Source organism: Paludibacterium sp. B53371 (assembly GCF_018802765.1).
GTDB lineage: Bacteria > Pseudomonadota > Gammaproteobacteria > Burkholderiales > Chromobacteriaceae > Paludibacterium.
The window spans coordinates 3,127,121-3,148,980 of sequence record NZ_CP069163.1 but is presented as its reverse complement, the minus strand read 5'-3'; the positions used below and the strand labels follow the sequence as shown (position 1 = coordinate 3,148,980).

Sequence of the window (21,860 nt, the reverse complement as noted above, 5' to 3'; positions counted from 1 at the left end):
CGATAAAAACAATTCTCAATCACGCCGTTTCATGGTCTCGTTCACAATAATTACAGGGAAACTATCATGATGCCACGTTACAAAGAAAAAGTGCTCTGGCTGATTGTCGCGCTGGTGGGCGCGATGGCCTTTGCCACGCTGGCCTTGCAGCGCGGAGAGCCGGTCAGCGCTGTCTGGCTGGTGGTGGCGGCACTGTCGGTCTATGCCATTGCCTACCGTTTCTATAGCCGATTTATCGCTCAGCGCGTATTGCAACTTGAACCCAATCGCATGACGCCGGCCGAGCGTCACAATGACGGACTGGATTATGTGCCGACCAATCAGTGGGTCGTGTTCGGCCACCACTTCGCGGCCATTGCCGGAGCCGGCCCGCTGGTGGGGCCGGTGCTGGCGGCTCAGATGGGGTTTCTGCCCGGTACGCTGTGGATTCTGATCGGGGTGATGCTGGCCGGTGCGGTGCAGGACATGCTGATCCTGTTCCTGTCAGTACGGCGCGATGGCAAGTCGCTGGGCGACATGATTCGCCAGGAGCTGGGTCCGGTGCCGGGCATCATCGCCTCTTTCGGCATTCTGATGATCATGGTGATCCTGCTGGCGGTGCTGGCGCTGGTGGTGGTCAAGGCGCTGACTAACAGTCCCTGGGGCACCTTCACCATTGCAGCCACCATCCCGATTGCCCTGTTGATGGGGCTTTACTCGCGCTTTGTCCGTCCGGGCCGGATCGGTGAGGTGTCGCTGGTCGGTCTGCTGCTGCTGTTGCTGGCCATCTGGTTCGGCGGCCATGTGGCCCAGGACCCGACGCTGGGGCCGCTGTTTACCCTGAATGGCACCACGCTGGCCTGGTGGATGATCGGCTACGGCTTCGTGGCCTCGGTGCTGCCGGTATGGCTGTTGCTGGCGCCGCGCGATTATCTGTCGACCTTCCTCAAGCTGGGCACCATCATTGGTCTGGCCATCGGTATTCTGCTGGTGGCGCCGCAGCTGCAGATGCCGGCGGTCACCCGTTTTGTCGACGGTACCGGCCCGGTATTCGCCGGCAGTTTGTTCCCCTTCCTGTTCATCACGATTGCCTGCGGTGCGGTATCGGGCTTCCATTCGCTGATTGCTTCCGGCACCACGCCGAAGTTGCTGGAAAATGAATCGCAGATTCGTCTGGTGGGCTATGGTGCCATGCTGATGGAGAGCCTGGTGGCGATCATGGCGCTGATTGCCGCCTGCGTGCTGGACCCGGCGGTGTACTTCGCCATGAACAGTCCGGCGGCGCTGATCGGTCACAGTGCGGCCGAGGCGGCGCAGGCGATTTCCGCCTGGGGCTTTGTGGTGACGCCGGATGCCCTGAGCCAGATGGCGCACGATGTCGGTGAAACGACCATTTTGTCGCGTGCCGGCGGGGCGCCGACGCTGGCGGTGGGGATGGCCCATATTCTGTCGCGGGTACTGGGCGGACAGGCGATGATGGCGTTCTGGTATCACTTTGCCATTCTGTTCGAGGCGTTGTTCATTCTGACCACGGTGGATGCCGGTACACGGGTGACGCGTTTCATGATTCAGGATCTTGGCGGCCTGGTGTATGCCCCGATGGCCAATACCGAGTCATGGCTGGCCAATCTGGTGGCCACCGGGCTGGCAGTCAGCTTCTGGGGCTATTTCCTGTATCAGGGGGTGATTGACCCGCTGGGCGGTATCAATACCCTGTGGCCGTTGTTCGGGATTGCCAATCAGATGCTGGCGGGGATTGCGCTGATTCTGGCCAGTGTGGTGCTGATCAAGATGGGGCGGGCACGTTTTGCCTGGGTCGCCTTGCTGCCGACCGCGGTGTTGCTGGCAGTGACGCTGACGGCGGGCTGGCAGAAGTTGTTCAGTGCCAATCCCAAGATCAGCTTCCTGGCGCATGCCGACAAGTTTTCGGCGGCGCTGGCACAGGGCAAGGTGCTGGCGCCGGCCAAGTCGCTGGCCGAGATGCAGCGGGTGGTTTTCAATGACTATGTCGATGCCACGTTGACCGCCCTGTTTGTGCTGGTGGTGCTGTCGATGGCGCTGTTTGCCCTGCGGGTGGCGCGTCAGTCGCTGGCGGTGAAATGGCCGACGGCACGGGAGACCCCGGCGGTGTATCGTCAGGAGGCTTCCGGTGGCTGAGCGCTGGCGTCATGCCTGGACCTGGCTTTGTCAGATGGCGCTGCTGATGGTGGGCGTGCCGGACTATGAGGCCTATCTGGCGCGGCGCCATCAGGCCGGTAGCCGCCAGCCGCCGCTGAGCCGCGGCGAGTTCGTGCGCCGTTGTGCCGAGCGCCGGCTCGCCGGTCGCGGGCCGGGCAAGTGTTGTTGAGTTGAGCCGGGCTGTCCGTACCCGCCGCCAGTCCTGTGACTGGCGGCTTTGTTTTGTGCGTCGCCTACAGGTCGGCCACCATCAGCCAGTAGCCGCGGGCACGGATGTCGCGCTGGCTGAAGCCGCAGCGGGTGTAGAGGCGAATGGCCGGGTTTTCCGGGTGGACGGTCAGGGCAACCTGACGAATGCCTTGCTCGCGCGCGCTTTGCAGTGCTGCCAGCATCAATGACTGGCCGTAGCCGCGGTGCTGATGGGCCGGCAGCAGGGCGATGCCCAGTTGCGGGACGTCGTCGGCGACATAGGCCAGGCCCTGTCGGTCGGGCACCAGGCGCATCCAGCAGGCGCCGACGGGTTCAGTTTCGCCGGGCAGTTCGCCGACGACACCGATGTCCCCTGCGCGGCCCCAGCCTTCGGCGTAGAGGCGGACGCCCGGAAGTTCGAGGACTTCGCGCGGGCGCAGCGGCGCCGGGGGCGGGTCCCACAGGGCGACGTGCAGCCAATCCCAGAGGCGGTTCTGATCGGTCGTCAGCAATGGTCGGATACTGAGCATATTGGGTTTTCCGTGCATGAAATTTATTTCAAATGAATAAAATAACGCACCGGCGCTCCCTTGGCCAGTCTCTGCCCGCGGCTTAACCCAGTAGTCGGGTGATGCCGATATTGATCAGGGCGCCACCGGCAATCAGATAGACAAACAGGACGCCAGCCAACAGCAGCGGCTTGACCCCGGCGCGGCGCATGGCGGAGACATGGGTGGTCAGGCCGAGGGCGGCCATGGCCATGGCCAGCAGCAGGTTGTCGATGAACAGGATGGCGTGATCGAACTGGCGCGGGAATTGCGGCAGCGAGTGCAGCGCCGTCATGACGACGAACAGCACCGCGAACCAGGGAATCGTGATCTTGCCGCTGTGACCCTGTGCGCTTTCACTGCGGGCCATCCAGGCCGACAGGCCGATCAGGAAGGGGGCCAGCAGCATGACGCGGATCATCTTGACGATGACGGCGGCGCTTTCGGCATCCGGCGAGGCGGCACGGGCGGCGGCGACGACCTGAGCGACTTCGTGGATGGTCGAGCCGGTGTAGACGCCAAAGTTGTGGGCATTGCTGCCGAACCATTGCAGTGCCAGCGGGTAGAGCAGGGGGTAGAGGAACATCGAAGCGGTGCCGAACACCACGACGGTGGCGACCGCGACGGCCACTTTTTCGGCGCTGCCGCGTACCACTGGTTCGGTGGCCAGGACGGCAGCGGCACCGCAGATGGAACTGCCGGCCCCAATCAGGATGGCGCTTTTCTTGTCCAGCCCGAACAGCCGGGTGCCCAGCCAGATCGCCAGGGCAAAGGTGCTGCTCAGCACCAGCAGGTCGATCAGCAGGCCGCTGGTGCCGACATTGGCAATGTCCTGCAGGGTCAGGCGACAGCCATAGAGAATGATGCCCAGCCGCAGCAATTGCTGCTTGCCGAAGGTGACGCCGTGATGGCTGTGGTCGGCCAGTTTCGGATAGAGGGTATTGCCGAGCAGCATGCCGCCGACAATGGCCAGGGTCAGTGCCGACAGGCCCAGATGGCTGAAGAAGGGCTGGCTGGCCAGATACAGCGAGGCCCCTGCCAGCAGCAGGATCAGTGCCAGGCCGGGGATCATATTCTTGTTAATCATAACGATAGTCCTGATGCTTATATGGATTGGACTTTACTTGACGTCGTTAAATCAGTAAAACGAATAAAATTACTTAAACTGATTAATAAAATTACTATGTCACTGCGTTTGAGCTTGCGTGAGCTGGAGGTGTTTGTCGCTATCTGTGAGTCGCTGACGGTGACGCGGGCGGCAGAAAGACTGGCGATGACCCAGTCGGCGGCGAGTCAGTCCTTGTCTTCGCTGGAGTCGGCGCTGGGGACGGTGTTGTTTGATCGGGTCGGACGTCGTCTGGTGGCCAATGAGCATGGCAGGTTGCTGTTGCCGCGGGCTCGCGCCATTCTGGATCTGGGGCATGAGGCCCAGACCCTGTTTTCCGGGACGGCGGCGCATTTGCGTCTGGGGGCCAGTACCACGATTGCGAATTATCTGCTGCCGCAACAGATTGCGACCTTTCGCCGCGAGCATCCGGCGGTACGGCTGGAACTGATGGTCGGCAATACGGACGAGATCGTGGCTGCGGTGGCGGCGTTCCAGGTGGATGTCGGGCTGATTGAGGGACCATGCCATCACCCGGAGCTGCTGGTGCAGGTCTGGCGTGACGATGAGTTACTGGTGGTGGTGGGGCCGCAGCATCCGTTTGCTGTGGCCATGCCGGACTGGCAGACCCTGGCGCAGGCAGAGTGGATTTTGCGCGAGCCCGGTTCGGGCACCCGGCAGGAGGTGGAGCGTCTGCTGTTGCCGCAGTTGGGCACGTTTGCGGTGGCGATGGAGCTGGGGGATTCGGAGGCGATCAAGCATTCGGTGGCGGCGGGGCTGGGGGTGAGCTGTCTGCCGCGCAGGGTGGTGGCCGGCGAGCTGGCGCGGGGCGAACTGGTGGCTCTGCCTCTGCCTGTCCTGACACGCAAGCTGTATCGGGTCATGCATCGGGACAAGGTGATGACGCGCGGCATGTCGCAGTTTCTGGCGCAATTGGCGTAGTTCTGACGGCCTCCGCAGACGGAGGCCGCCGTTCAGAGCCAGAAGTCTGTGCGTTGACGATGGGCCAGCAGCAACTGGCGGAAAACGTCGGGGTCCTTGGTGTAGGTCAGGCTGCCGGGCATGGGGTGGTGCAGGTCCAGCAGGCGTGAGACCCAGAAGCGCAGTGCTGCCGCGCGCAGCATCAGCGGCCAGGCGCTGCTTTCGGCTGCGCTGAAGGGACGCACGCTCTGATAGCCCTGCAGGAAGGCTCGCGCCAGTCCGGCGTCGATGCTGCCGTCGGGCAGGCGAGCCCAGTCGTTCACGGCGATGGCGACATCGTAGATGAGCACATCATTGCAGGCGTAGTAGAAGTCGATGAAGCCGGCAATGCGGTCACCGTCCATGAGGACGTTGTCCTTGAACAGGTCGGCATGAATCACGCCACGCGGCAGCGGACTCTGGCGCAGCCCGGCCTGTCGGGCGATTTCGTCGCGCAGCAGCTCGGCGTCGGCAGGAGCCATCAGCGGGTAGAGGGTGTCGGCGGTGCGTTGCCACCAGGCCGGTCCGCGCGGGTTGTCCATCTGCAGTTTGAAGGTGGCGGCGGCACGGTGCTGGCTGGCCAGCATGTCACCGACCGCCCGGCACTGGACGGCACTGGGCGTCTCGACGTCCCGGCCGTTCAGACAGGTGACCAGGCAGGCCGGCTTGCCGGCCAGCATCGAGGTCAGCCGGTCTTGCTGGTCCAGCAGCGGTGCCGGGCAGGCGACGCCATGACGGGCCAGGTGGCTCATCAGCTCCAGGTAGAACGGCAGTTCCGCCAGTTTGAGGGTTTCAAACAGGGTCAGGACGTAGCGGCCGTGCGTGGTATGCACGAAGTAATTGGTGTTGGTGACGCCGGCGGCGATGCCCTCGAACGAGACCAGCTGCAGATTGTATTGTCCGAGCCAGTCACGCAGCGCCGCTTCCTCTACAACGGTAAAAACCGACATGCAACCCCCGTCAGAAGCGGAACAGAACCCAGCGCGGGATGATGATGCGGCGGTTGGGGTCGACCTGGCGCAGATTGCCGCTGCCGTCTTCGTCCACCAGATAGTAGGGCACCCCGATCGACGGGGTGACCTTCACCATATAGAGCTTGCCATTGAGGCGGTACTCTTCGATCTTGTCCTGGCCGCGCTGGATGATGGTGATTTCCGGCTCAGGCTGGGCGCTTTGATCATCGCCGACCTGCGGGGGCGGCGGCGCATCGCTTTTCGACGCCTGGCTGACGGTGGGCGGGGTCGGGGCAGGGGTGTCGGCGGCGTGAGCCAGCACGGGCATCAGCAGCAGGGGCAGCAGCAACAGCTTGTTTTTCATCTTGATCATCCAGATTGGTTTTACAGATTGAGCAACTGTTCGCGCTCTTCCGGCAGCGCTTCGAAACCGCGGGTTTCGTAATGTTTGAAAATGGTCTCGACAATGGTTTCCGGGTCGTCGATCAGCTGGATCAGATCCAGGTCTTCCGGATTGATCATTTTTTCGCTCACCATGCGATCCTTGACCCAGTCGATCAGCCCCTGCCAGAACTCGCTGCAGCACAGGATGATGGGGATGCGCCGGCTCTTGCCGGTCTGCACCAGGGTCAGCGCCTCGAAGGTTTCATCCAGCGTGCCGAAGCCGCCGGGCATGACCACATAGGCAATGGCGTGCTTGACGAACATGACCTTGCGCGAGAAGAAGTGATTGAAGCGCAGGCCGAGATCCTGGTATTCGTTGGGTTTTTGTTCATGCGGCAAGACGATGTTCAAGCCGACCGAGGGGCTTTTGCCATAAAATGCTCCCTTGTTGGCGGCTTCCATGATGCCCGGGCCGCCGCCGGACAATACCGAGAACCCGGCATCCGACAACAGACGGGCGACTTCTTCGGTCTTTTTGTAGTACGGATGGTCGCGCGGGGTGCGTGCACTGCCAAAGATACTGACGGCGGGGGTAATCCCTTGCAGTTCCTCTGCCGACTCGACAAACTCCGACAATATTTTCAATACATGCCAGGCTTCGCGTGAGCGGAATCGCTGCATCATGGCGTAACGGTCACTCGCTTGCGGTAACTTGTCGGACAAACTCATTTTCGTTGCCTTTATGAAAACATTGTTATTGATTGACGGCTCTTCTTATCTGTACCGCGCCTTTCACGCGATGCCCGATTTGCGTTCGAGGGAGGGGCTGCCGACAGGGGCGATCTACGGCATGGTCAATATGCTGCGACGCCTGGAAAAAGAAGTCGAGTTCGATTATAGCGCGTGCATATTTGACGCAAAAGGCAAGACCTTCCGCGACGACATGTACCCCGACTATAAGGCCAATCGGCCTTCTATGCCCGAAGATCTTGCCGCGCAAGTGGCGGCGGTGCACGAGGTAGTGCGTGCGGCGGGCTGGCCGATGCTGGTGGTGCCCGGGGTGGAGGCGGACGATGTGATCGGTACGCTGGCCCGTCAGGCCGAGGCGGCCGGCATGCGGGTGGTGATCTCGACTGGCGACAAGGACATCGCGCAGCTGGTGACCCCGCTGGTCACGCTGGTCAATACCATGACCAACGAGAAGCTGGATATCCCCGGGGTGCAGGAGAAGTTTGGCGTGCCGCCGGAGCGCATCATCGACTATCTGACGCTGATCGGCGACAAGGTCGATAATGTGCCGGGCGTGGAGAAGTGCGGCCCGAAGACGGCGCTGAAATGGCTGCAGGCTTATGGCACGCTCGACGGGGTGGTGGCGCATGCGGACGAGATCGGCGGCGTGGTCGGCGACAAGTTGCGTGAGGCCCTGCCGCATCTGCCGTTGTCGCGTGAGCTGATCACCATCAAGTGCGATGTTGATCTGCAGACGGACTTGCCCGCCGGGCTGGATAGCTTGTTGCACGGGCAGCCGAACAAGCCGGCGCTGGCCGAGTTGTTCCGCCGCTTCGGTTTCAACAGCTGGTTACGCGAGATCGAGGGCCAGGCGGAGACGCCGGCCCCGGTGCCACAGGCCACGCTGCAGGAAACCGCGGACCTGTTCGGCAGTCCGGACGACCCGGCTCCGGTCGTGGTCCCGCGTCCCGCCGCGCCGCTCGAACGTCATTACCACACCATCCTGACCCAGGACGAACTGGATGCCTGGCTGCTGACATTGCAACAGGCCGAGGTGGTGTCGCTGGATACCGAGACCACCAGCCTGGACCAGCTGTCTGCCCGCATTGTCGGCATCAGTTTTGCCGTGACCCCGGGGGAAGCGGCCTATCTGCCGCTGGCGCACCGCGCCGCCGGGGTGGCGCAACAGCTGGATCGCGATGCCACGCTGGCCAGGCTCAAGCCCTGGCTGGAGGATGCCGGCAAGAAGAAGCTGGGGCAAAACCTCAAGTACGACCGTCATGTGTTTCTGAATCACGGCATCCGGCTGGCCGGCGTTGTGGATGACACCATGCTGGCTTCTTACGTCATCGAGAGCCATCTGACGCACAATATGGATGATCTGGCCGAGCGCCATCTGGGCGAGCAGACCATCCATTACGAGGACATCTGCGGCAAGGGTGCCAAGCAGATCGGCTTCGATGAAGTCGATCTGGAGACCGCCACCCGCTATGCGGCAGAGGATGCCGATATCACCCTGCGGCTGGACGCGGCGCTCAAGCCGCTGATGGACAGCCGTCAGGCTGATGTCTATCGCCGCATCGAGTTGCCGGTGGCCGAGGTGCTGTTCGACATGGAGCGTACCGGGGTGCTGATCGACCGGCAGAAGCTGGCTGAGCTGAGTCATCAGTTCGGCAGCCGCATGCTTGAGCTGGAGAGCCAGGCTTATGCGCTGGCGGGCCAGCCCTTCAATCTGAATTCCCCCAAGCAGCTGCAGGAAATCCTGTTCGGCAAGCTCGGCATCAGCACCAAGGGGGTGCGCAAGACGCCTTCCGGCGGTTTTTCGACCGATGAGTCGGTGCTGGAAACGCTGGCGCTGGATCATCCGCTGCCCAAGTGTCTGCTGGAATACCGTGGTCTGGCCAAGCTGAAGTCTACCTATACCGATAAGCTGCCGCAGTTGATCCGCGCCGATACCGGCCGGGTGCATACCACCTATGCGCAGGCGGTGGCGGTCACCGGGCGGCTGGCCAGTTCGGATCCCAATCTGCAGAACATCCCGATTCGTTCGGCGGAAGGGCGGCGCGTGCGCGAGGCCTTCATTGCACCCCCGGGGCATGTGATTGTCAGTGCCGACTATTCGCAGATCGAGTTGCGCATCATGGCGCATGTCTCCGGCGACGAGGGCATGCTCAAGGCCTTTGCCGATGGCGAGGACATTCACCGCGCCACGGCCGCCCAGGTATTCGGTGTGGCGCTGGATCAGGTCAGCAGCGAACAGCGCCGTTACGCAAAGAGCATCAACTTCGGGCTGATTTACGGCATGAGCGCCTTTGGGCTGGCCAGTCAGCTGGAGATCGAACGCAGCGCCGCACAGCAGTTCATCGATCGCTATTTCATGCAGTATCCGCGGGTGGCGGAGTATATGCAGCGTACCCGCGAGCAGGCCAAGCAGCAGGGCTATGTCGAGACGGTCTTCGGGCGACGGCTGTATTTGCCGGATATCCGTTCGAGCAATCCGGGACGGCGCAGCGGGGCGGAGCGCGCGGCGATCAATGCGCCGATGCAGGGCAGTGCCGCCGATCTGATCAAGCTGGCGATGATTGCCGTGCAGAACTGGCTCAGGCAGGACGGGCTGTCCACGCGCCTGGTCATGCAGGTGCATGATGAACTGGTGCTGGAGGTGCCGGAAAGCGAGCAGGCGCTGGTGTGCGAGAAGTTGCCGCAACTGATGGCGGCGGCGGCCGATTTGTCGGTGCCCTTGCTGGCGGAGGTCGGGGTCGGGCCCAACTGGGAAGCGGCGCACTGAGGCAGGGCGGAAACCAAAAAGCCACCGATGATGAAATCGGTGGCTTTTTTGATGGCAGCGAAGGACAGGTCAGGCGCCGGCGCCTTGCTGTGCCAGCAGCGAGCGGCTGCGGGCATAGCCGAAGTACACCACCAGACCGATCAGCAGCCAGACCACGAAGCAAAGCCAGGTCAGGCTGGCCAGTTGCACCATCAGGAACACGCAGAACACGATGGCCAGGACCGGGATGTAGGGCACGCCCGGGCAATGGAACTTGCGTGGCAGATCGGGCTCTCGCTTGCGCAGGATGATCACGGCGATGGAAATCAGCGAGAAGGCGGCCAGGGTGCCGATATTGGCCAGTTCGGCCAGGGTGCCCAGCGGGACCAGCGCGCCGAGGATGGCGATGATGGTGCCGATGATCCAGGTGGCGCGGTAGGGGGTGCGATGCTTCGGATGCACCTCGGAGAACACTTTGGGCAGCAGACCGTCACGCGACATGGCGAAGGTGATGCGGGTCTGGCCGTAGGTCATCACCAGGATGACGGTGGTCATGCCCAGGATGGCGCCGATATTCACCAGACCGGCGACCCAGTTCAGCCCTGCCACTTCCAGTGCCTTGGAAACCGGGTGGTCGATGCCGGCGAAGTCCGGGTAGTGCACGATGCCGGTCATGATGGCAGCGACGATCACATAAAGGATGGAGCAGATGCCCAGCGACAGGATCACGGCACGCGGCAGATCACGCTCCGGGTTCTTGACCTCTTCGGCGGCACAGGTCACGGCGTCGAAGCCAAGGAAGCTGAAGAACACCACGGCGGCACCGTGGAACACGCCGTTCAGACCATAGGGCAGCATCGGCTGCCAGTTGACCGGCTTGACGTGCCAGACGCCAAGGGCAATGAACAGCAACACCACGGAGACCTTGATGACCACCATGATGTTGTTGACACGCTTGGACTCCTTGATCCCGAAGGCCAGCAGGGCGGTCACCGCCATGGCAATCACGAAGGCCGGCAGGTTGAACAGGCTGTGTACGCCGGGCCGGGCGCCATAGGCCCCGGTCAGCGCATCCGGCAGGTGCAGGCCGAAGCCGGCGATCAGGTTCTGGAAATAGCCTGACCAGCCGACCGTGACGGTGGCTGAGGCCAGCAGGTATTCCAGCAGCAGGTCCCAGCCGATGATCCAGGCTACCAGCTCACCCAGTGTGGCGTAGGCATAGGTATAGGTGGAGCCGGAGACCGGCAGCATCGAGGCGAATTCGGCATAGCACAGGGCGGCGAAACCACAGGCCAGGGCGCCGATCACGAAGGACAACATCAGGCCCGGGCCGGCGATCAGGGCGCCGGTACCGGTCAGCACGAAAATACCGGTGCCGATGATGGCACCGATCCCCAGCATGGTCAGGTCGAAGACCCCCAGTTCCTTTTTCAGGGCCTGGGTGGTTTTACTGAAGTCCAGCATGTCCTGCACATTTTTCTTGCGCATCAAACTCATTGCATCTGTCCCTGGTCAGCCAGCCGTCCTGTCCATCGGGTTGTCTTGTCCCTGTGGGCAGGTATTGTTTTTCATCAGCAGGACGCTGTGAGGGCGACGGCTGGCGATTAGCTAAAAAAATTCGCCGACCCGCACTCTGGGGTGCGGTGACGGCAAGACGAAAGGTTTTAACTGTCGCGTAACAAAAAAGCAACAGAAATCCCTGCCAACTCCGTACTTTGGCGGATGGGTTCAGTGGATTGTTCGCCGCGGGCGATGCCAAATGATTGGTGTTATTACAAGGGCATCGGTGCGTGTTGTTGTCTGGCAGATTTGTGCAATGCGGTAATACCAACGTCAGACACGATCTGAACACAGACAAATCAGACAGCTGTTGATGCAGCACAAGTTACGGGGCAAATGGTTTAGCGATCTCTGATGTGGCTGTCTGACCGGTGTTCACTCGTTGCGCTTTTGCGACAAAACAGCATGTTTTTCTCGAAACAGGTGTTTGAAATAGTGGAATCAACGGAATAAGCATTTCTGATAGAGAAAACGCTGAGTCCTGTTCCGGCGGTTGTCGAGCGCATGTCTGGCGTGACTTCCCTGTCGGGCGCCGTGTCGCCTGTCGTAGCCTCGTGCCGGAGTGCATTGTCGGGAGCGTGTGATGGCGAGGTATTGTCGCGGGGTGACCCTGATCGAGATGTTGCTGGTCATGGCTTTGATGTCGGCCATGTATGCGATGGCGGGGCAGGTTCTGGCGCGGTTGTCCGGGCAGGTCAGGCTGGAGGCCAGTGCGCTGCATGTCTGGAGTGTGTTGGGGCTGGCGCGCAGCGAGGCGCTCTACAGCAACCAGCCGGTGCATGTCTGTGCCTTGCTGATGCGCCGCAACAGCCGGCTCAACAGCTGCCGCGCTCAGCATGGGGCAGAGGGGGAAGCAGAAACCCTGCGTGATGGACTGCTGGTGTTTGCGGACTGGCCGTCGGCGGGCAGTCTGGACAGGCAGCGACCTGCACTGCTGGGGCAATACGATGCCAGGGAGGATCTGCGGGACGGGCAGGTATTGGCGGGTATCCGGCTCAGCGGGCATCAACAGATGGTGAGCGTGCAGCCGACAGGCCGCTATCAGGGCGGGCAGCCCTGCCTGCAGCTGAGTGACCCGCGCAGCGCAGGCTCCCAGATGATCATGGTGACGAGCGGGCTGGGGTTGCCGCAATGGCTTCCCGGCCAGTCTTGCGCGAGGTAGCGGCCGATGAGACGAGATCAGGGGATGGCCTTGCTCGACAGTATATTGGCCATGTGGGCGCTGGCTGTGGGGCTCACCGCTGCCGGACCGGTGCTGCAGCAGACGCGCCATGCGATGGCTGATCATGCGCGGCTGACTCGTGTGCATTGGTGTGCACACAATGTGGCCGAGCGCCTGCTGCAGGCGACAAGGACAGATTTCTCCAGTCAGGGCAAGCGGCCGCTGGCACCGGCATGGTCTCCGGATTGTGTTGAGTTTTATGCGGAAGTCATGAAGCACCGGGGCGGCGGCGATGGGGCCGCGCATCTCGACCTGGGGTTTGCTACCTTGCGTCCATCGCCCAGGCCCCATCAGCAGAAGGTGCCGCAGCACATTCCGTTTTCGGCCAGATGGCTGCTGCCGGTGCCGATGCCATGATGCGCGGGTTTAGCCTGCCGGCGCTGCTGCTGGCCATGCTGCTCGGCAGCAGCTGCATCATGCTGGCGCTGACCCGCTACCAGAGCGTGCGACAAGCGGTCCGTCAACTGCAGCAACCGGTGGCCGAGCATCAGGCGATGCGCATTCTGCTGGCTGAATTAGCTCAGGATCTGCAGCAGCATGGCCAGGCAGGCTGTTGGCAAATGGCCCCTCCCGGGCAGACGGGTGACGAATTGTCTCTTGCCTGGGGCGGGCCGGCCTGGCCGATCTGGCATCTTGAAGTGGATCACGAAAGTGGTCAGCTGCAGCACCTCATGCTCAATGAGCAGCATGTTCCCGCTGGTGGCTTGCCCACCCTGCTGTTGGCCAGTTGTACCCGGCTGGATCGCTTGCAGGAAGGACGGGATTTCAGCGTGCAGACCCGGGGGCTGCTGGTGCGGCTGGCTTTGCTGCCGGGGCGGCGCGTGCCGCTGAGCGGTTCGGGGGGGCATCACGTGCCATCTCTGATGCTGATGCCGCTGGTGGAGCGGCGCTATCGCCTGCGGGACGGCATGCTGTGGCGGGATGAGCAGCAGCCACTGCTGCCCCTGCGCGGCTTCTCGTTCCGGCAGGATCAGAACATGTGGCAACTGAAACTTTTGCCGGCTGATGCCAGTCAGCCCGTCTGGCCTTTGGTTGTGGCGTCGCGGCAGCGCGGTATGGCGATGTTGCTGGTGATGGTGCTGATGCTGGCCGGATTGCTGCTGCTGGGCAGTGTGCAGCGGCTGCTGCTCGACGAAGGGCGTCAGATCAACCAGCAGCGGCATTGGCTGCAAAGTCTGTATCTGGCCGAGTATGGCCTGCAGGTGGCCGAGCAGCAGGTACATGGTCTGGCAAGGTTGCCCGGCTATCAGGGCTGGTTTCGGGAGGGGTGCCAGTTTGCGACGAGTGCGCTTGAATGGCGCAAGGGGCTGTGCCTGCCGGCGCAACCGGGCACGACACTTCAGCCGGCATGGCAACGTCGCCATCCCTCTCTCACCCATCCCCGGCTGTTGGGACAGGGGCAGCCCTTTCTGGCCCCTTGCAACCGGCAGGCATGCCGCTCTGTCTCGTTACCGGTCTGGTTCGCCGGCACGCGGCAGGAGACGTCGTATTGTCCTGCCGACCCGCGTATCGGGCCGATCCGCCCCTCGCCCTGCTACCTGGTCGAGTTGCTCGATGCAGAGTTTCGCGGCGGCCTGTTCCGCATCACGGTACGCGCCTGGGGGCACAACAGCCGCAGCAGCACCACACTGCAGAGCTACTATGTGGCACAGGGGGCCGGCGAGCGGTTGAGCTGGCGCCGTCTGTGATGGTGTGCCATGGGCATCAGCGCGGCATGAGCCTGGTGGAGTTGCTGCTGGTGCTTGCCTTGATGCTGGTGTTGGCCGGCTCCGCCATGGGGGTCTGGCGTGCGCAGGTGATTCGTGTCGGGCAGGCAGAAGCGCGGCTGGCGATGATGCAGAGCGCTCGTTATCTGGAGCAGTTGTATGTTCGTCATCAACGCTATGGTCTTGCGCGGGAGGGATCGACCTGGGCACGGCTGCCCGAGCGACATTTGCGCTATTACTATCTGGATTTCGGGGCCCGGCAGGAAGAGATTCCCGGGCGCTATCGCCTGATTGCCCGTCCTCGCTACTTCTGGCTGGGGGATGAGTTTCTGGCGATGGATCAGGATGGGTTGATTGTGGTCTGCCGGCCGGTGGCGGGGGCTCAGTCAGAGGACTGTCAGCCGCGCTGAGTGTTTCCGGAATGCGCTGATGGCATCCGGGGAGACTGGCTGTATGCTGATTTTCAATATCAAGTGGAGCGTGCGCAACATGCGTGGAATCTGTCATGTCTGCCCGGCCGGGGACGCCGAGCTGCGGGTCCGGGCCCTGGTAGGAGAAGAGCGGGTGTTGGCCCTGGTAGATGATCTGGCCATCGGGCCGCTGGCCGACATCGATCAGTCATCGCCGCAAGCGCGGGTGGCCTTCTGGCAAAACCTGTTTGCCGTATCGCCGCTGGACATCGATTGGCAGTGCGAGCTGCAACGCGATGGCCAGCGGCTGTCTGCGCTGGCGCATGAGGCCGGAGAGGTGGTGATCTGGCATGGCACGCATGCCAGCGAATGGCTCATGAATCTCCGCGTGCATCATTGGCTGCAGGCCTCGCCGGTGCCTGTCAGCGAGGTCTGTGTCGGCGAAACGGGGGCCGAACCGCTGGCGCTCGCCATGCTGGGGGATGCGGGCTGGGCGGCACTACCGACTCGGCGCCGTCTGATTGCCGCCGAAGAGCGCCAGGTGCGCGCTCGTGAGTGGGGGGAGTGGCGGGAGGCTGGCCGGGGTGTGCGTGACTGGCTGGCGGGGAGTCTGCAGGAGCGCCCGCTGAGCTGTCATGACGACTACCTGGTCTCCCTGGCCGGTGCCGCTGCCCGGCCCTTGCCGCGGCTGCTCGGCCAGGCCATGGCTGAAACCGGCCGGTCGGATACATTTTGTTTGTGGCGAGTCAGCTGCTTGCTGGCCGATGGGCGTTTGCGGCTGTTGCAAGGCAATCTGGCGCAGTGGCAGCAGGCCATCGTCCAGGCCGGATAAAAAAAAGCGGCAGGGGAAAACCCCTGCCGAAGGTAGTCATCTCTCTCTCGATGGTCGATGACTCAATCAATCAATGTGCGCCGCTGCTGTCAGCACTGCCGGGCTTGAACGGCGGTTTGGCAAACCACACCACCACCGTCAGTGCAATGAACAGCCAGCCGGAGAACCAGAACACTTCATTCGAGCCGAGCAGATAGCCTTGCCGGGTGGTTTCCTGTGCCGTCATGGCCGCCTGCTGCTGGCTGGAAAGCCCGAGATTGCCCAGCCAGCCAAACCACTGGTTGGCGGTCTGGTCAAACACGCTGATGTGCTGGGTGAGAATCTCGTGGTGGGTGGCCTCGCGACGATCCCACATGGTGGTGGTGATCGAGGCGCCAATACTGCCGGCCAGTACGCGCATGAAGTTGGACAGGCTGGATGCGCTGGCAATCTGGTCTGGTCTCAATCCCGCCAGCGAAATGGTGGTCAGCGGCATGAAGAAGCAGGCCACGCCAATCCCCTGGACAAACTGTGGCCATACCACGTAGCCGAAGTCCATGTTGGGGGCGAAAGTACTGCGCCAGAAGAAGCAGCCTGCATAGACCAGGAAGCTCAGTGTCACCAGGGCCCGCATGTCGACGCGATGGGCGTTTTTGCCGATCACGGGCGACAGGATCACCGGCAGGATGCCGATCGGGGCGGCGGCGAGGCCGGCCCAGGTGGCGGTGTAGCCCAGCTGGGTCTGCAGTACCAGCGGCAACAGCACGATGGTGCCGAAGTAGATCAGGTAGCCCACCGAGACGCCGGTCACGCCCACCGTGAAGTTGCGTGACTTGAACAGCGACAGATCGACAATCGGATGATCATCGGTCAGCTCCCAGATCACCAGAAAGGTCAGTGCCACCACGGCGACCACGGCGAGAATCACGATCTCGGTGGAGTTGAACCAGTCCAGTTCCTTGCCCTGATCCAGCATCACCTGCAGGCTGCCCACACCAACCGCCAGCAGCATCAGGCCGACACGGTCGATGGGCAGGTTGATGGTCGGGGTTTCCCGGTCATGCAGCTGTTTCCACGATACCCAGATGGCAAAGGCGCCGACCGGAATGTTGATGAAGAAGATCCATCCCCAGTGCCAGTTGTCGCTGATCACGCCGCCGAGAATCGGGCCGAAGATCGGTGCCACGATGACGGTCATGGACCACAGTGCAAGCGCCATGCCCTTCTTCTCGTTGGGGTAGCAGGCCAGCAGCAGGCTTTGTGACAGCGGAATCATCGGCCCTGCCACCGCGCCTTGCAGCACGCGGAAGAAGATCAGCATGTTCAGGCTGACGGAAATGCCGCACAGCCAGGAGGCGATCACGAACAGCGTGGTCGAGGCCAGGAACAGCTTGACCTCGCCGAAGCGCTTGGCCAGCCAGCCGGTCAGCGGGATCGAGATGGCGTTGGCCACCCCGAATGAGGTGATTACCCAGGTTCCCTGGGAGGTCGCCGCGCCGAGGTTGCCGGAAATGGTCGGCAGTGCCACGTTGGCAATCGTGGTGTCCAGCACCTGCATGAATGTGGCCAGCGACATGGCCAGCGTAATCCAGAACAGGCGCGCACCGTGCAGTGGTGGGTTCGGCATTGCCGTTCCTTACTGGGCGTTGGCTGCAAGCAGTTGCTTGATCAGCGCATCAGCCTGCTTGAGATCCGGGGTCAGGACGCGGGTTTCCTGCGGCGAGGTGGTCGCCGGCGTTTCCGGCAGGACCGGGCCAGACTGATCGCGTGTCGAGACTTCGACGTTCATCGACAGGCCGACACGCAGCGGATGCTCGCGCAGTTCCTTCGGGTCCAGGGCAATACGCACCGGAACACGCTGTACCACCTTGATCCAGTTGCCGGTGGCGTTCTGTGCCGGCAACAGGGAGAAGGCGCTACCGGTACCGGCCGACAGGCCGGCCACCTTGCCGTGATAGGTGAAGCGGCTGCCATACAGGTCAGAGGTCAGTTCCACCTGTTGCCCGATGCGGATTTTGTCCAGCTGCACTTCCTTGAAGTTGGCATCGACCCAGACATTTTCCAGCGGCACGATGGCCATCAGCGGCGAGCCGGCGGCAACACGCTGACCCAGTTGTACATTGCGGCGGGCGATGAAACCGGCCACCGGTGCCTTCACCTGGGTGCGGTGCAGCGCCAGCCAGGCTTCGCGCAGGGTATTGGCGGCGGCCTGAACGCGCGGTTGCTGTTCGATACGGTCATTGCCCAGCAGGTCGTTGGTGCCTTGATGTTGTTCGATGCTGGCATCCAGGGCGGCCTGGGCAGCGGCGACAGCGTCACGGGCATGCGACAGTTCTTCCTGGGAGATGGCCTCGGTGCCGGCCAGCATCTGGCGGCGCTTCAGGTCTTCCTGAGCGCGGGCCAGATCGGTTTTGCGAGCGGCGATCTGTGCTTCGAGCTGGCGCGAGCTGGTCATCAGCTGGCGTGTCTCACGTACCGCCTGGATGAAGGCCTGACGCGCCTTGTCGAAGTTGATCTGGGCATCATTGACATCCAGCTGAACCACGGTCTGGCCGGCCTCGACACGGTCAGTATCTTCGCTGCTGATCTTGACGACAGTGCCACCGATTTCCGGTGTCAATTGCATCATGTGGCCGGAGACGTACGCGTCATCGGTGCTTTCTTCAAAGCGCAATACGGTGCCCCAGTACACGCCATAGACAATGGCGACGGCGGCAAACACACCGCTGGCGATGATCAGGTTACGCTTGCGACTCTGGGCTTTTTTCTGTTGTGCATCCATCTTGATTCAATCCTTAGCGGGTAGCGGGGGAGGCGGTCATGCCGCCGCCCATGGCGGTGTTCAGGTTGGCCCAGGCCAGTCTGGCGGCGGCTTGCGCTTCCAGATGCGTCCCTTCCTGCACCAGCAGGTTGTCCTGACTGTCGAGTACTTCCAGCTTGCCGGCCATGCCGGCGTTCATGCGCAGCTGCATGGCGGCCGCCAGTTTGCGGCTGGCGCTGAAACCTCGCTGGGCATCCGCCAGTTGTGCGTTGGCCTGTTTGGCATTGGTCAAGGCATCAGCCGCATCCTTCAGACCATTGAGTACAGTCTGGTTGTAGCGGTCAACAGCCTGGTCATAGCGCGATTGTTCGATGCGCAGATTGGCGCGCAGCTGGCCGGAGTGGAAGATCGGCAGCGAGATGGCCGGCTGGAAGTCGACGATTTTCGAGCTGCGCTCGAACAGCGTGCTGTATTCCAGCGAGTTCAGACCAATCAGACCGCTGATGCTGATGTCCGGGTAGAACTGACGCTCGGCAACTTTGACGTTTTCTTCCATTGAGGTGACGGTTTCGCGCTGGCTGGCGATGTCGGGGCGGCGGCCCAGCAGATCGGTGGTCAGTCGTGCCTCGTTCATGGCCGGGGTGTTGCCCAGCTCGGTCGGCGTGAACTGATCCAGCGCCGTCGGGCCCTGACCGGTCAGCGCGGCCAGGGCATGGCGCGTGCGCTGGATCTCGGCGGAAATCCCGGCATTCTGAGCCTGCAGGCCGGCCATGCTTTGCTCAACCATGTGCAGGTTGTCGGCACTCATCAGACCGGCATTGACGCGGGCACGCATCAGTTGCAGTCGGGTCTGGGCCAGTTGCAGACGGGCGCGGTTGATGCGCAGCTGGTCGAACTCGCGTTGCAGGGCAGTGTATTGACCGATGACCGCATTGGTCAGGGTCAGCTGTGCCTGCTGCATTTCATAGGCCGCTGCACGGGCCTGGCCGAGTGCTGCATTGGTGCGGGCGCGGTTTTTGCCCCAGAAGTCCAGCTCCCAGGCGGCATTGAGCGACAGCGTGTAGGCGTTGAAGTAGCTGCCGCCTACCGGTGGCGGGAACAGGCCGTTGGCCGAGTAGAGCTGACGGTCACGCGATGCATGTGCGTCAACTTGCGGGCCGAGCGTACTCTCGCTCAGGCCAACCGCAGCACGGGCTTCGCCCAGACGATCGGCGGCCAGCTTCATGGATGGCGACTGAGCCAGCGCCTGTTCAATCAGTTGGTCCAGCCGGGCATCGTGCAAATCATGCCACCAACCCGCTTGCGGACCCTGGCCGGGTTCTTGCGACAAGGCCAATTGCTGTGTCGTCAGGGTGGTGGACGGTGTGTGTTCCGGCCCGAAGCTGGCGCAGCCGCTCAGCATCGAGGTCAGAACCAGCAGGCTAAGCCCCTGCTGCCATGGGTGTCGATTCACCGTTGGGTCTCCATTGGTTTTCTAATAATTAGTCTCATGATAATAACCATGGTTACTATTAGAGTAAATGCAAAATGCATTATCCGCCGAGGCTGGATAACAGCTTTCGCATCAAGGTTTCGAGCTGATCCTTTTCGTCCTGGCTGAAGTCTTGCCATTGCGACTGCATGTGATGACGGGTGACCGGGATCATGCTCTCGACAAACTGTTCGCCAGCCGCCGTCAGCTTCAGGCGAACCTTGCGGCGATCTTCGGCGCAGACTTCTCGTTCGACCCAGCCGTGGCGCACCATCTCGTCCGAAACACGGGTGGCATTGGTGCGGGAAAAATCCAATGCATCGCTGATTTCCGACGGGTAGAGCATCTGGCTGGGACGGGAGTACAGCGCTATCAGTGCAATCCAGATCGTATCGTTGATGCCATAGGGGCGCAGGGCCTCGTTGAGGTGACCGGAAAGCCGGGCCGTAACGTGGCAGAACAAACGATTGAGCAAAACCTCCTGACGCGAGGAGGCGCCGGGCAGTCGTTGACCGACGGCATCGATGGCTTGCTCAACTTGCTGGAATGAACTTTTCATAAGCAGGATAATAGTCACTATGGTTACTATTCGTCAAGTGACTATTAGCTTTGCTTGGTAAATGCCTTTGGCGTGGTCGATTCAAGCCGATAACAGCGTCAGGACATTTTCCGGTGGCCGTCCAATGACCGCGCGGGTTTCGCTTGCCGCGATCGGCCGCTCCATCAGGCGCGGATGCTCGATCATGACCCGGATCAGGTGTTTGCTTTCCAGTGTGACGTCATCCAGATGCAGTTCGGCATACTCGGGTTCCTTGCGACGCAGCAGTGCGCGGGCATCCATTTCCAGCAGGGAGAGCAGCTGTGCCAGCTCGGCTTCCTGCAGCGGATGTTTGAGGTAGTCGATGATCTCCAGCTCGACATGCTTTTCTTGCAGCAGTTGCAGCGCCTCGCGGGACTTGGAGCAGCGTGGATTGTGATAGAAGCGGATCATGGTCGGCCTGACGGGGTGTCCTTCAGTTCATTCGAATCAATAGCATATCACCCGCATCCTGCTGAACAAGTGCCTGCAAGTATTTTTTCGGCCCGAACGCCTTGCCGGGCGGGGGTTTCTGACAGGCTGACATGGCTAAGTGACGACGAAGATGATTGCGACAGGTGATTATCTGTGTGAGAATGATTCTCATAACCATTATCGTTTACCCTTCATTTCTGATCGGAGTCACCATGTCTCATACCCTGCGCGCCGTTGCTGCCCTGTCCGTGCTGTCCCTGTCTCTGCCGGTGCTGGCCAAGGAGTACCCGGTGGGCAAGCCGCAAGTCGTCAATCACATGGAGATCGGCGCGGTGTACCTGCAGCCCGTCAAGATGGAGCCGGAAGGCATGATGCTGGCGGCAGAGAAGTCGGATGTCCATCTGGAGGCCGATATTCATGCCACCAAGGGCAATCCGAACGGCTTTGGCGAAGGCGAGTGGGTGCCTTATCTGAACATCCGTTACGAACTGACCAAGGTGGGCGGCAAGACCATCAAGGGTGATTTCATGCCCATGGTGGCCAATGATGGCCCGCACTATGGCGACAACGTCAAGCTGATGGGCCCGGGCCAGTACAAGCTGAAGTACATCATCTCCGCGCCGAATGCCGATCATGCCAGTCATTTCGGCCGTCATACCGACAAGGAAACCGGCGTGGCGCCGTGGTTCAAGCCGTTCGAAGTAAATTACAGCTTCACCTATGCCGGCATTGGCAAGAAGGGTGGCTACTGAAATCGTGGTCAACCGGGAGGGTGCGATGATCAAGAAACTCTGCATGGCCCTGCTGCTGGCGGCGTTGCCGCTGGCCGCCCCGGCGGCGGATCTGCCGACGTTCCGGCTGGAGTTGAACGACGGCAAGCTGTCTGTCAACCGTATCGTGGTACCGGCCAATACCCGCTTCAAGATCGAAGTGATCAACAAGGGCAAGAGTCCGGCGGAATTCGAAAGCCTGCAGTTGCGCAAGGAAAAGGTGCTGGCACCGGGCGCCGAGAGCTTCGTGGTGTTTCAGTCGCTGTCGCCGGGCGAGTACCGCTTCTACGATGAGTTTCATCCTGCCGCGCAGGGTGTGATCGTGGCGAAGTAGCAGGAGAGCAA

22 protein-coding genes are annotated in these 21,860 nt (G+C 61.9%); 11 read left to right on the top strand and 11 right to left on the bottom strand.

The annotated features are described in order from the left end of the window. The first annotated feature begins 69 nt into the window (after positions 1-69). Together JNO51_RS14985 and JNO51_RS14980 are read left to right on the top strand one after the other, a co-directional pair. Positions 70-2,136: a carbon starvation CstA family protein gene (locus JNO51_RS14985; RefSeq protein ID WP_215782746.1), complete on the top strand. Its 2,067-nt coding sequence runs from the start codon at positions 70-72 to the stop codon at positions 2,134-2,136. Next, a complete protein-coding gene (locus JNO51_RS14980) occupies positions 2,129-2,326 on the top strand; it encodes a CstA-like transporter-associated (seleno)protein (protein ID WP_215778812.1) in 198 nt (65 codons plus the stop codon). Before JNO51_RS14985 ends, JNO51_RS14980 begins: the two co-directional genes overlap by 8 nt. A 64-nt stretch (positions 2,327-2,390) precedes the next feature. On the opposite strand, the gene JNO51_RS14975 is transcribed toward JNO51_RS14980, so the two are convergent. Both JNO51_RS14975 and JNO51_RS14970 read right to left on the bottom strand, forming a co-directional pair. Then, positions 2,391-2,876, bottom strand: a complete 486-nt coding sequence (locus tag JNO51_RS14975) for a GNAT family N-acetyltransferase (RefSeq protein WP_215778809.1) — start codon at positions 2,874-2,876, stop codon at positions 2,391-2,393. An 82-nt stretch (positions 2,877-2,958) separates the two neighbouring features. Beyond that, the gene (locus JNO51_RS14970) at positions 2,959-3,981 is read right to left on the bottom strand and encodes a YeiH family putative sulfate export transporter (protein WP_215778807.1); all 1,023 of its coding nucleotides are present in this window, start codon (positions 3,979-3,981) and stop codon (positions 2,959-2,961) included. 96 nt (positions 3,982-4,077) lie between these two features. Here JNO51_RS14970 and JNO51_RS14965 point away from each other — a divergent pair, with 96 nt between their 5' ends. Then, a complete protein-coding gene (locus JNO51_RS14965) occupies positions 4,078-4,941 on the top strand; it encodes a LysR family transcriptional regulator (protein WP_215778805.1) in 864 nt (287 codons plus the stop codon). Between the two features lie 32 nt (positions 4,942-4,973). Here the strand turns inward: JNO51_RS14965 and JNO51_RS14960 are convergent, their stop codons facing one another. From JNO51_RS14960 to JNO51_RS14950, 3 genes are read right to left on the bottom strand one after another with little or no spacing between them, the layout of a single operon-like run. Next, complete coding sequence (locus JNO51_RS14960) at positions 4,974-5,909, bottom strand: homoserine kinase (protein WP_215778802.1); 936 nt, start codon at positions 5,907-5,909, stop codon at positions 4,974-4,976. A 10-nt stretch (positions 5,910-5,919) separates the two neighbouring features. Next, a complete protein-coding gene (locus JNO51_RS14955) occupies positions 5,920-6,276 on the bottom strand; it encodes a DUF2782 domain-containing protein (RefSeq protein ID WP_252346109.1) in 357 nt (118 codons plus the stop codon). A gap of 20 nt (positions 6,277-6,296) precedes the next feature. Beyond that, on the bottom strand, positions 6,297-7,025 hold the full coding sequence (locus JNO51_RS14950; RefSeq protein WP_215778798.1) for a TIGR00730 family Rossman fold protein: 729 nt from the start codon (positions 7,023-7,025) through the stop codon (positions 6,297-6,299). A 13-nt stretch (positions 7,026-7,038) separates the two neighbouring features. Between JNO51_RS14950 and polA the strand changes: the two genes are divergently transcribed. After that, positions 7,039-9,813, top strand: a complete 2,775-nt coding sequence (gene polA, locus JNO51_RS14945; protein ID WP_215778795.1) for a DNA polymerase I — start codon at positions 7,039-7,041, stop codon at positions 9,811-9,813. 69 nt (positions 9,814-9,882) lie between these two features. Here polA and JNO51_RS14940 read toward each other — a convergent pair whose 3' ends face one another. After that, on the bottom strand, positions 9,883-11,289 hold the full coding sequence (locus JNO51_RS14940; protein WP_215778793.1) for an amino acid permease: 1,407 nt from the start codon (positions 11,287-11,289) through the stop codon (positions 9,883-9,885). Positions 11,290-11,935: 646 nt separating this feature from the next. Between JNO51_RS14940 and JNO51_RS14935 the strand changes: the two genes are divergently transcribed. From JNO51_RS14935 to JNO51_RS14915, 5 genes are read left to right on the top strand one after another with little or no spacing between them, the layout of a single operon-like run. After that, positions 11,936-12,514 carry a Tfp pilus assembly protein FimT/FimU gene (locus JNO51_RS14935; RefSeq protein ID WP_215782745.1) on the top strand — a complete coding sequence of 193 codons (579 nt, stop codon included), beginning with the start codon at positions 11,936-11,938 and terminating at the stop codon, positions 12,512-12,514. Positions 12,515-12,520: 6 nt separating this feature from the next. Continuing rightward, the gene (locus tag JNO51_RS14930) at positions 12,521-12,931 is read left to right on the top strand and encodes a hypothetical protein (RefSeq protein ID WP_215778790.1); all 411 of its coding nucleotides are present in this window, start codon (positions 12,521-12,523) and stop codon (positions 12,929-12,931) included. Next, the gene (locus JNO51_RS14925; RefSeq protein WP_215778788.1) at positions 12,928-14,262 is read left to right on the top strand and encodes a pilus assembly protein; all 1,335 of its coding nucleotides are present in this window, start codon (positions 12,928-12,930) and stop codon (positions 14,260-14,262) included. The genes JNO51_RS14930 and JNO51_RS14925 overlap by 4 nt, the downstream gene beginning before the upstream one ends. Next, positions 14,262-14,690 carry a prepilin-type N-terminal cleavage/methylation domain-containing protein gene (locus JNO51_RS14920; RefSeq protein WP_252346243.1) on the top strand — a complete coding sequence of 143 codons (429 nt, stop codon included), beginning with the start codon at positions 14,262-14,264 and terminating at the stop codon, positions 14,688-14,690. The genes JNO51_RS14925 and JNO51_RS14920 overlap by 1 nt, the downstream gene beginning before the upstream one ends. Positions 14,691-14,733: 43 nt before the next feature. After that, the gene (locus JNO51_RS14915; protein WP_215778784.1) at positions 14,734-15,522 is read left to right on the top strand and encodes a DUF1835 domain-containing protein; all 789 of its coding nucleotides are present in this window, start codon (positions 14,734-14,736) and stop codon (positions 15,520-15,522) included. A 70-nt stretch (positions 15,523-15,592) separates the two neighbouring features. Here JNO51_RS14915 and JNO51_RS14910 read toward each other — a convergent pair whose 3' ends face one another. The 5 genes from JNO51_RS14910 to arsC form a co-directional block, all read right to left on the bottom strand. Continuing rightward, entirely contained in the window at positions 15,593-17,128 is a 1,536-nt protein-coding gene (locus tag JNO51_RS14910; protein WP_215778781.1) for a DHA2 family efflux MFS transporter permease subunit, read from the bottom strand. A 9-nt stretch (positions 17,129-17,137) separates the two neighbouring features. Next, complete coding sequence (locus tag JNO51_RS14905) at positions 17,138-18,283, bottom strand: HlyD family efflux transporter periplasmic adaptor subunit (protein ID WP_215778779.1); 1,146 nt, start codon at positions 18,281-18,283, stop codon at positions 17,138-17,140. Between the two features lie 13 nt (positions 18,284-18,296). Further along, on the bottom strand, positions 18,297-19,715 hold the full coding sequence (locus JNO51_RS14900) for an efflux transporter outer membrane subunit (RefSeq protein ID WP_252346108.1): 1,419 nt from the start codon (positions 19,713-19,715) through the stop codon (positions 18,297-18,299). A gap of 79 nt (positions 19,716-19,794) precedes the next feature. Further along, entirely contained in the window at positions 19,795-20,292 is a 498-nt protein-coding gene (locus JNO51_RS14895) for a MarR family transcriptional regulator (RefSeq protein WP_215778777.1), read from the bottom strand. A gap of 81 nt (positions 20,293-20,373) precedes the next feature. Next, positions 20,374-20,724: an arsenate reductase (glutaredoxin) gene (gene arsC / locus JNO51_RS14890; protein WP_215778774.1), complete on the bottom strand. Its 351-nt coding sequence runs from the start codon at positions 20,722-20,724 to the stop codon at positions 20,374-20,376. A 245-nt stretch (positions 20,725-20,969) separates the two neighbouring features. Here arsC and JNO51_RS14885 point away from each other — a divergent pair, with 245 nt between their 5' ends. Both JNO51_RS14885 and JNO51_RS14880 read left to right on the top strand, forming a co-directional pair. After that, positions 20,970-21,497 (top strand): iron transporter, encoded by a 528-nt coding sequence (locus JNO51_RS14885; protein WP_338621280.1) that lies wholly within the window; start codon positions 20,970-20,972, stop codon positions 21,495-21,497. A 25-nt stretch (positions 21,498-21,522) separates the two neighbouring features. Beyond that, on the top strand, positions 21,523-21,849 hold the full coding sequence (locus JNO51_RS14880; protein ID WP_215778772.1) for a cupredoxin domain-containing protein: 327 nt from the start codon (positions 21,523-21,525) through the stop codon (positions 21,847-21,849). Positions 21,850-21,860: the final 11 nt, after the last annotated feature.

Excerpts from the sequence above, each read along its gene's own strand:
- JNO51_RS14985 (WP_215782746.1), top strand. The coding sequence starts at position 70 with ATGCCACGTTACAAAGAAAAAGTGCTCTGGCTGATTGTCGCGCTGGTG.
- JNO51_RS14975 (WP_215778809.1), bottom strand. The coding sequence starts at position 2,876 with ATGCTCAGTATCCGACCATTGCTGACGACCGATCAGAACCGCCTCTGG.
- JNO51_RS14970 (WP_215778807.1), bottom strand. The coding sequence starts at position 3,981 with ATGATTAACAAGAATATGATCCCCGGCCTGGCACTGATCCTGCTGCTG.
- JNO51_RS14965 (WP_215778805.1), top strand. The coding sequence starts at position 4,078 with ATGTCACTGCGTTTGAGCTTGCGTGAGCTGGAGGTGTTTGTCGCTATC.
- JNO51_RS14960 (WP_215778802.1), bottom strand. The coding sequence starts at position 5,909 with ATGTCGGTTTTTACCGTTGTAGAGGAAGCGGCGCTGCGTGACTGGCTC.
- JNO51_RS14955 (WP_252346109.1), bottom strand. The coding sequence starts at position 6,276 with ATGAAAAACAAGCTGTTGCTGCTGCCCCTGCTGCTGATGCCCGTGCTG.
- JNO51_RS14950 (WP_215778798.1), bottom strand. The coding sequence starts at position 7,025 with ATGAGTTTGTCCGACAAGTTACCGCAAGCGAGTGACCGTTACGCCATG.
- polA (WP_215778795.1), top strand. The coding sequence starts at position 7,039 with ATGAAAACATTGTTATTGATTGACGGCTCTTCTTATCTGTACCGCGCC.
- JNO51_RS14940 (WP_215778793.1), bottom strand. The coding sequence starts at position 11,289 with ATGAGTTTGATGCGCAAGAAAAATGTGCAGGACATGCTGGACTTCAGT.
- JNO51_RS14935 (WP_215782745.1), top strand. The coding sequence starts at position 11,936 with ATGGCGAGGTATTGTCGCGGGGTGACCCTGATCGAGATGTTGCTGGTC.
- JNO51_RS14930 (WP_215778790.1), top strand. The coding sequence starts at position 12,521 with ATGAGACGAGATCAGGGGATGGCCTTGCTCGACAGTATATTGGCCATG.
- JNO51_RS14925 (WP_215778788.1), top strand. The coding sequence starts at position 12,928 with ATGATGCGCGGGTTTAGCCTGCCGGCGCTGCTGCTGGCCATGCTGCTC.
- JNO51_RS14920 (WP_252346243.1), top strand. The coding sequence starts at position 14,262 with ATGGTGTGCCATGGGCATCAGCGCGGCATGAGCCTGGTGGAGTTGCTG.
- JNO51_RS14915 (WP_215778784.1), top strand. The coding sequence starts at position 14,734 with ATGCTGATTTTCAATATCAAGTGGAGCGTGCGCAACATGCGTGGAATC.
- JNO51_RS14910 (WP_215778781.1), bottom strand. The coding sequence starts at position 17,128 with ATGCCGAACCCACCACTGCACGGTGCGCGCCTGTTCTGGATTACGCTG.
- JNO51_RS14905 (WP_215778779.1), bottom strand. The coding sequence starts at position 18,283 with ATGGATGCACAACAGAAAAAAGCCCAGAGTCGCAAGCGTAACCTGATC.
- JNO51_RS14895 (WP_215778777.1), bottom strand. The coding sequence starts at position 20,292 with ATGAAAAGTTCATTCCAGCAAGTTGAGCAAGCCATCGATGCCGTCGGT.
- arsC (WP_215778774.1), bottom strand. The coding sequence starts at position 20,724 with ATGATCCGCTTCTATCACAATCCACGCTGCTCCAAGTCCCGCGAGGCG.
- JNO51_RS14880 (WP_215778772.1), top strand. The coding sequence starts at position 21,523 with ATGATCAAGAAACTCTGCATGGCCCTGCTGCTGGCGGCGTTGCCGCTG.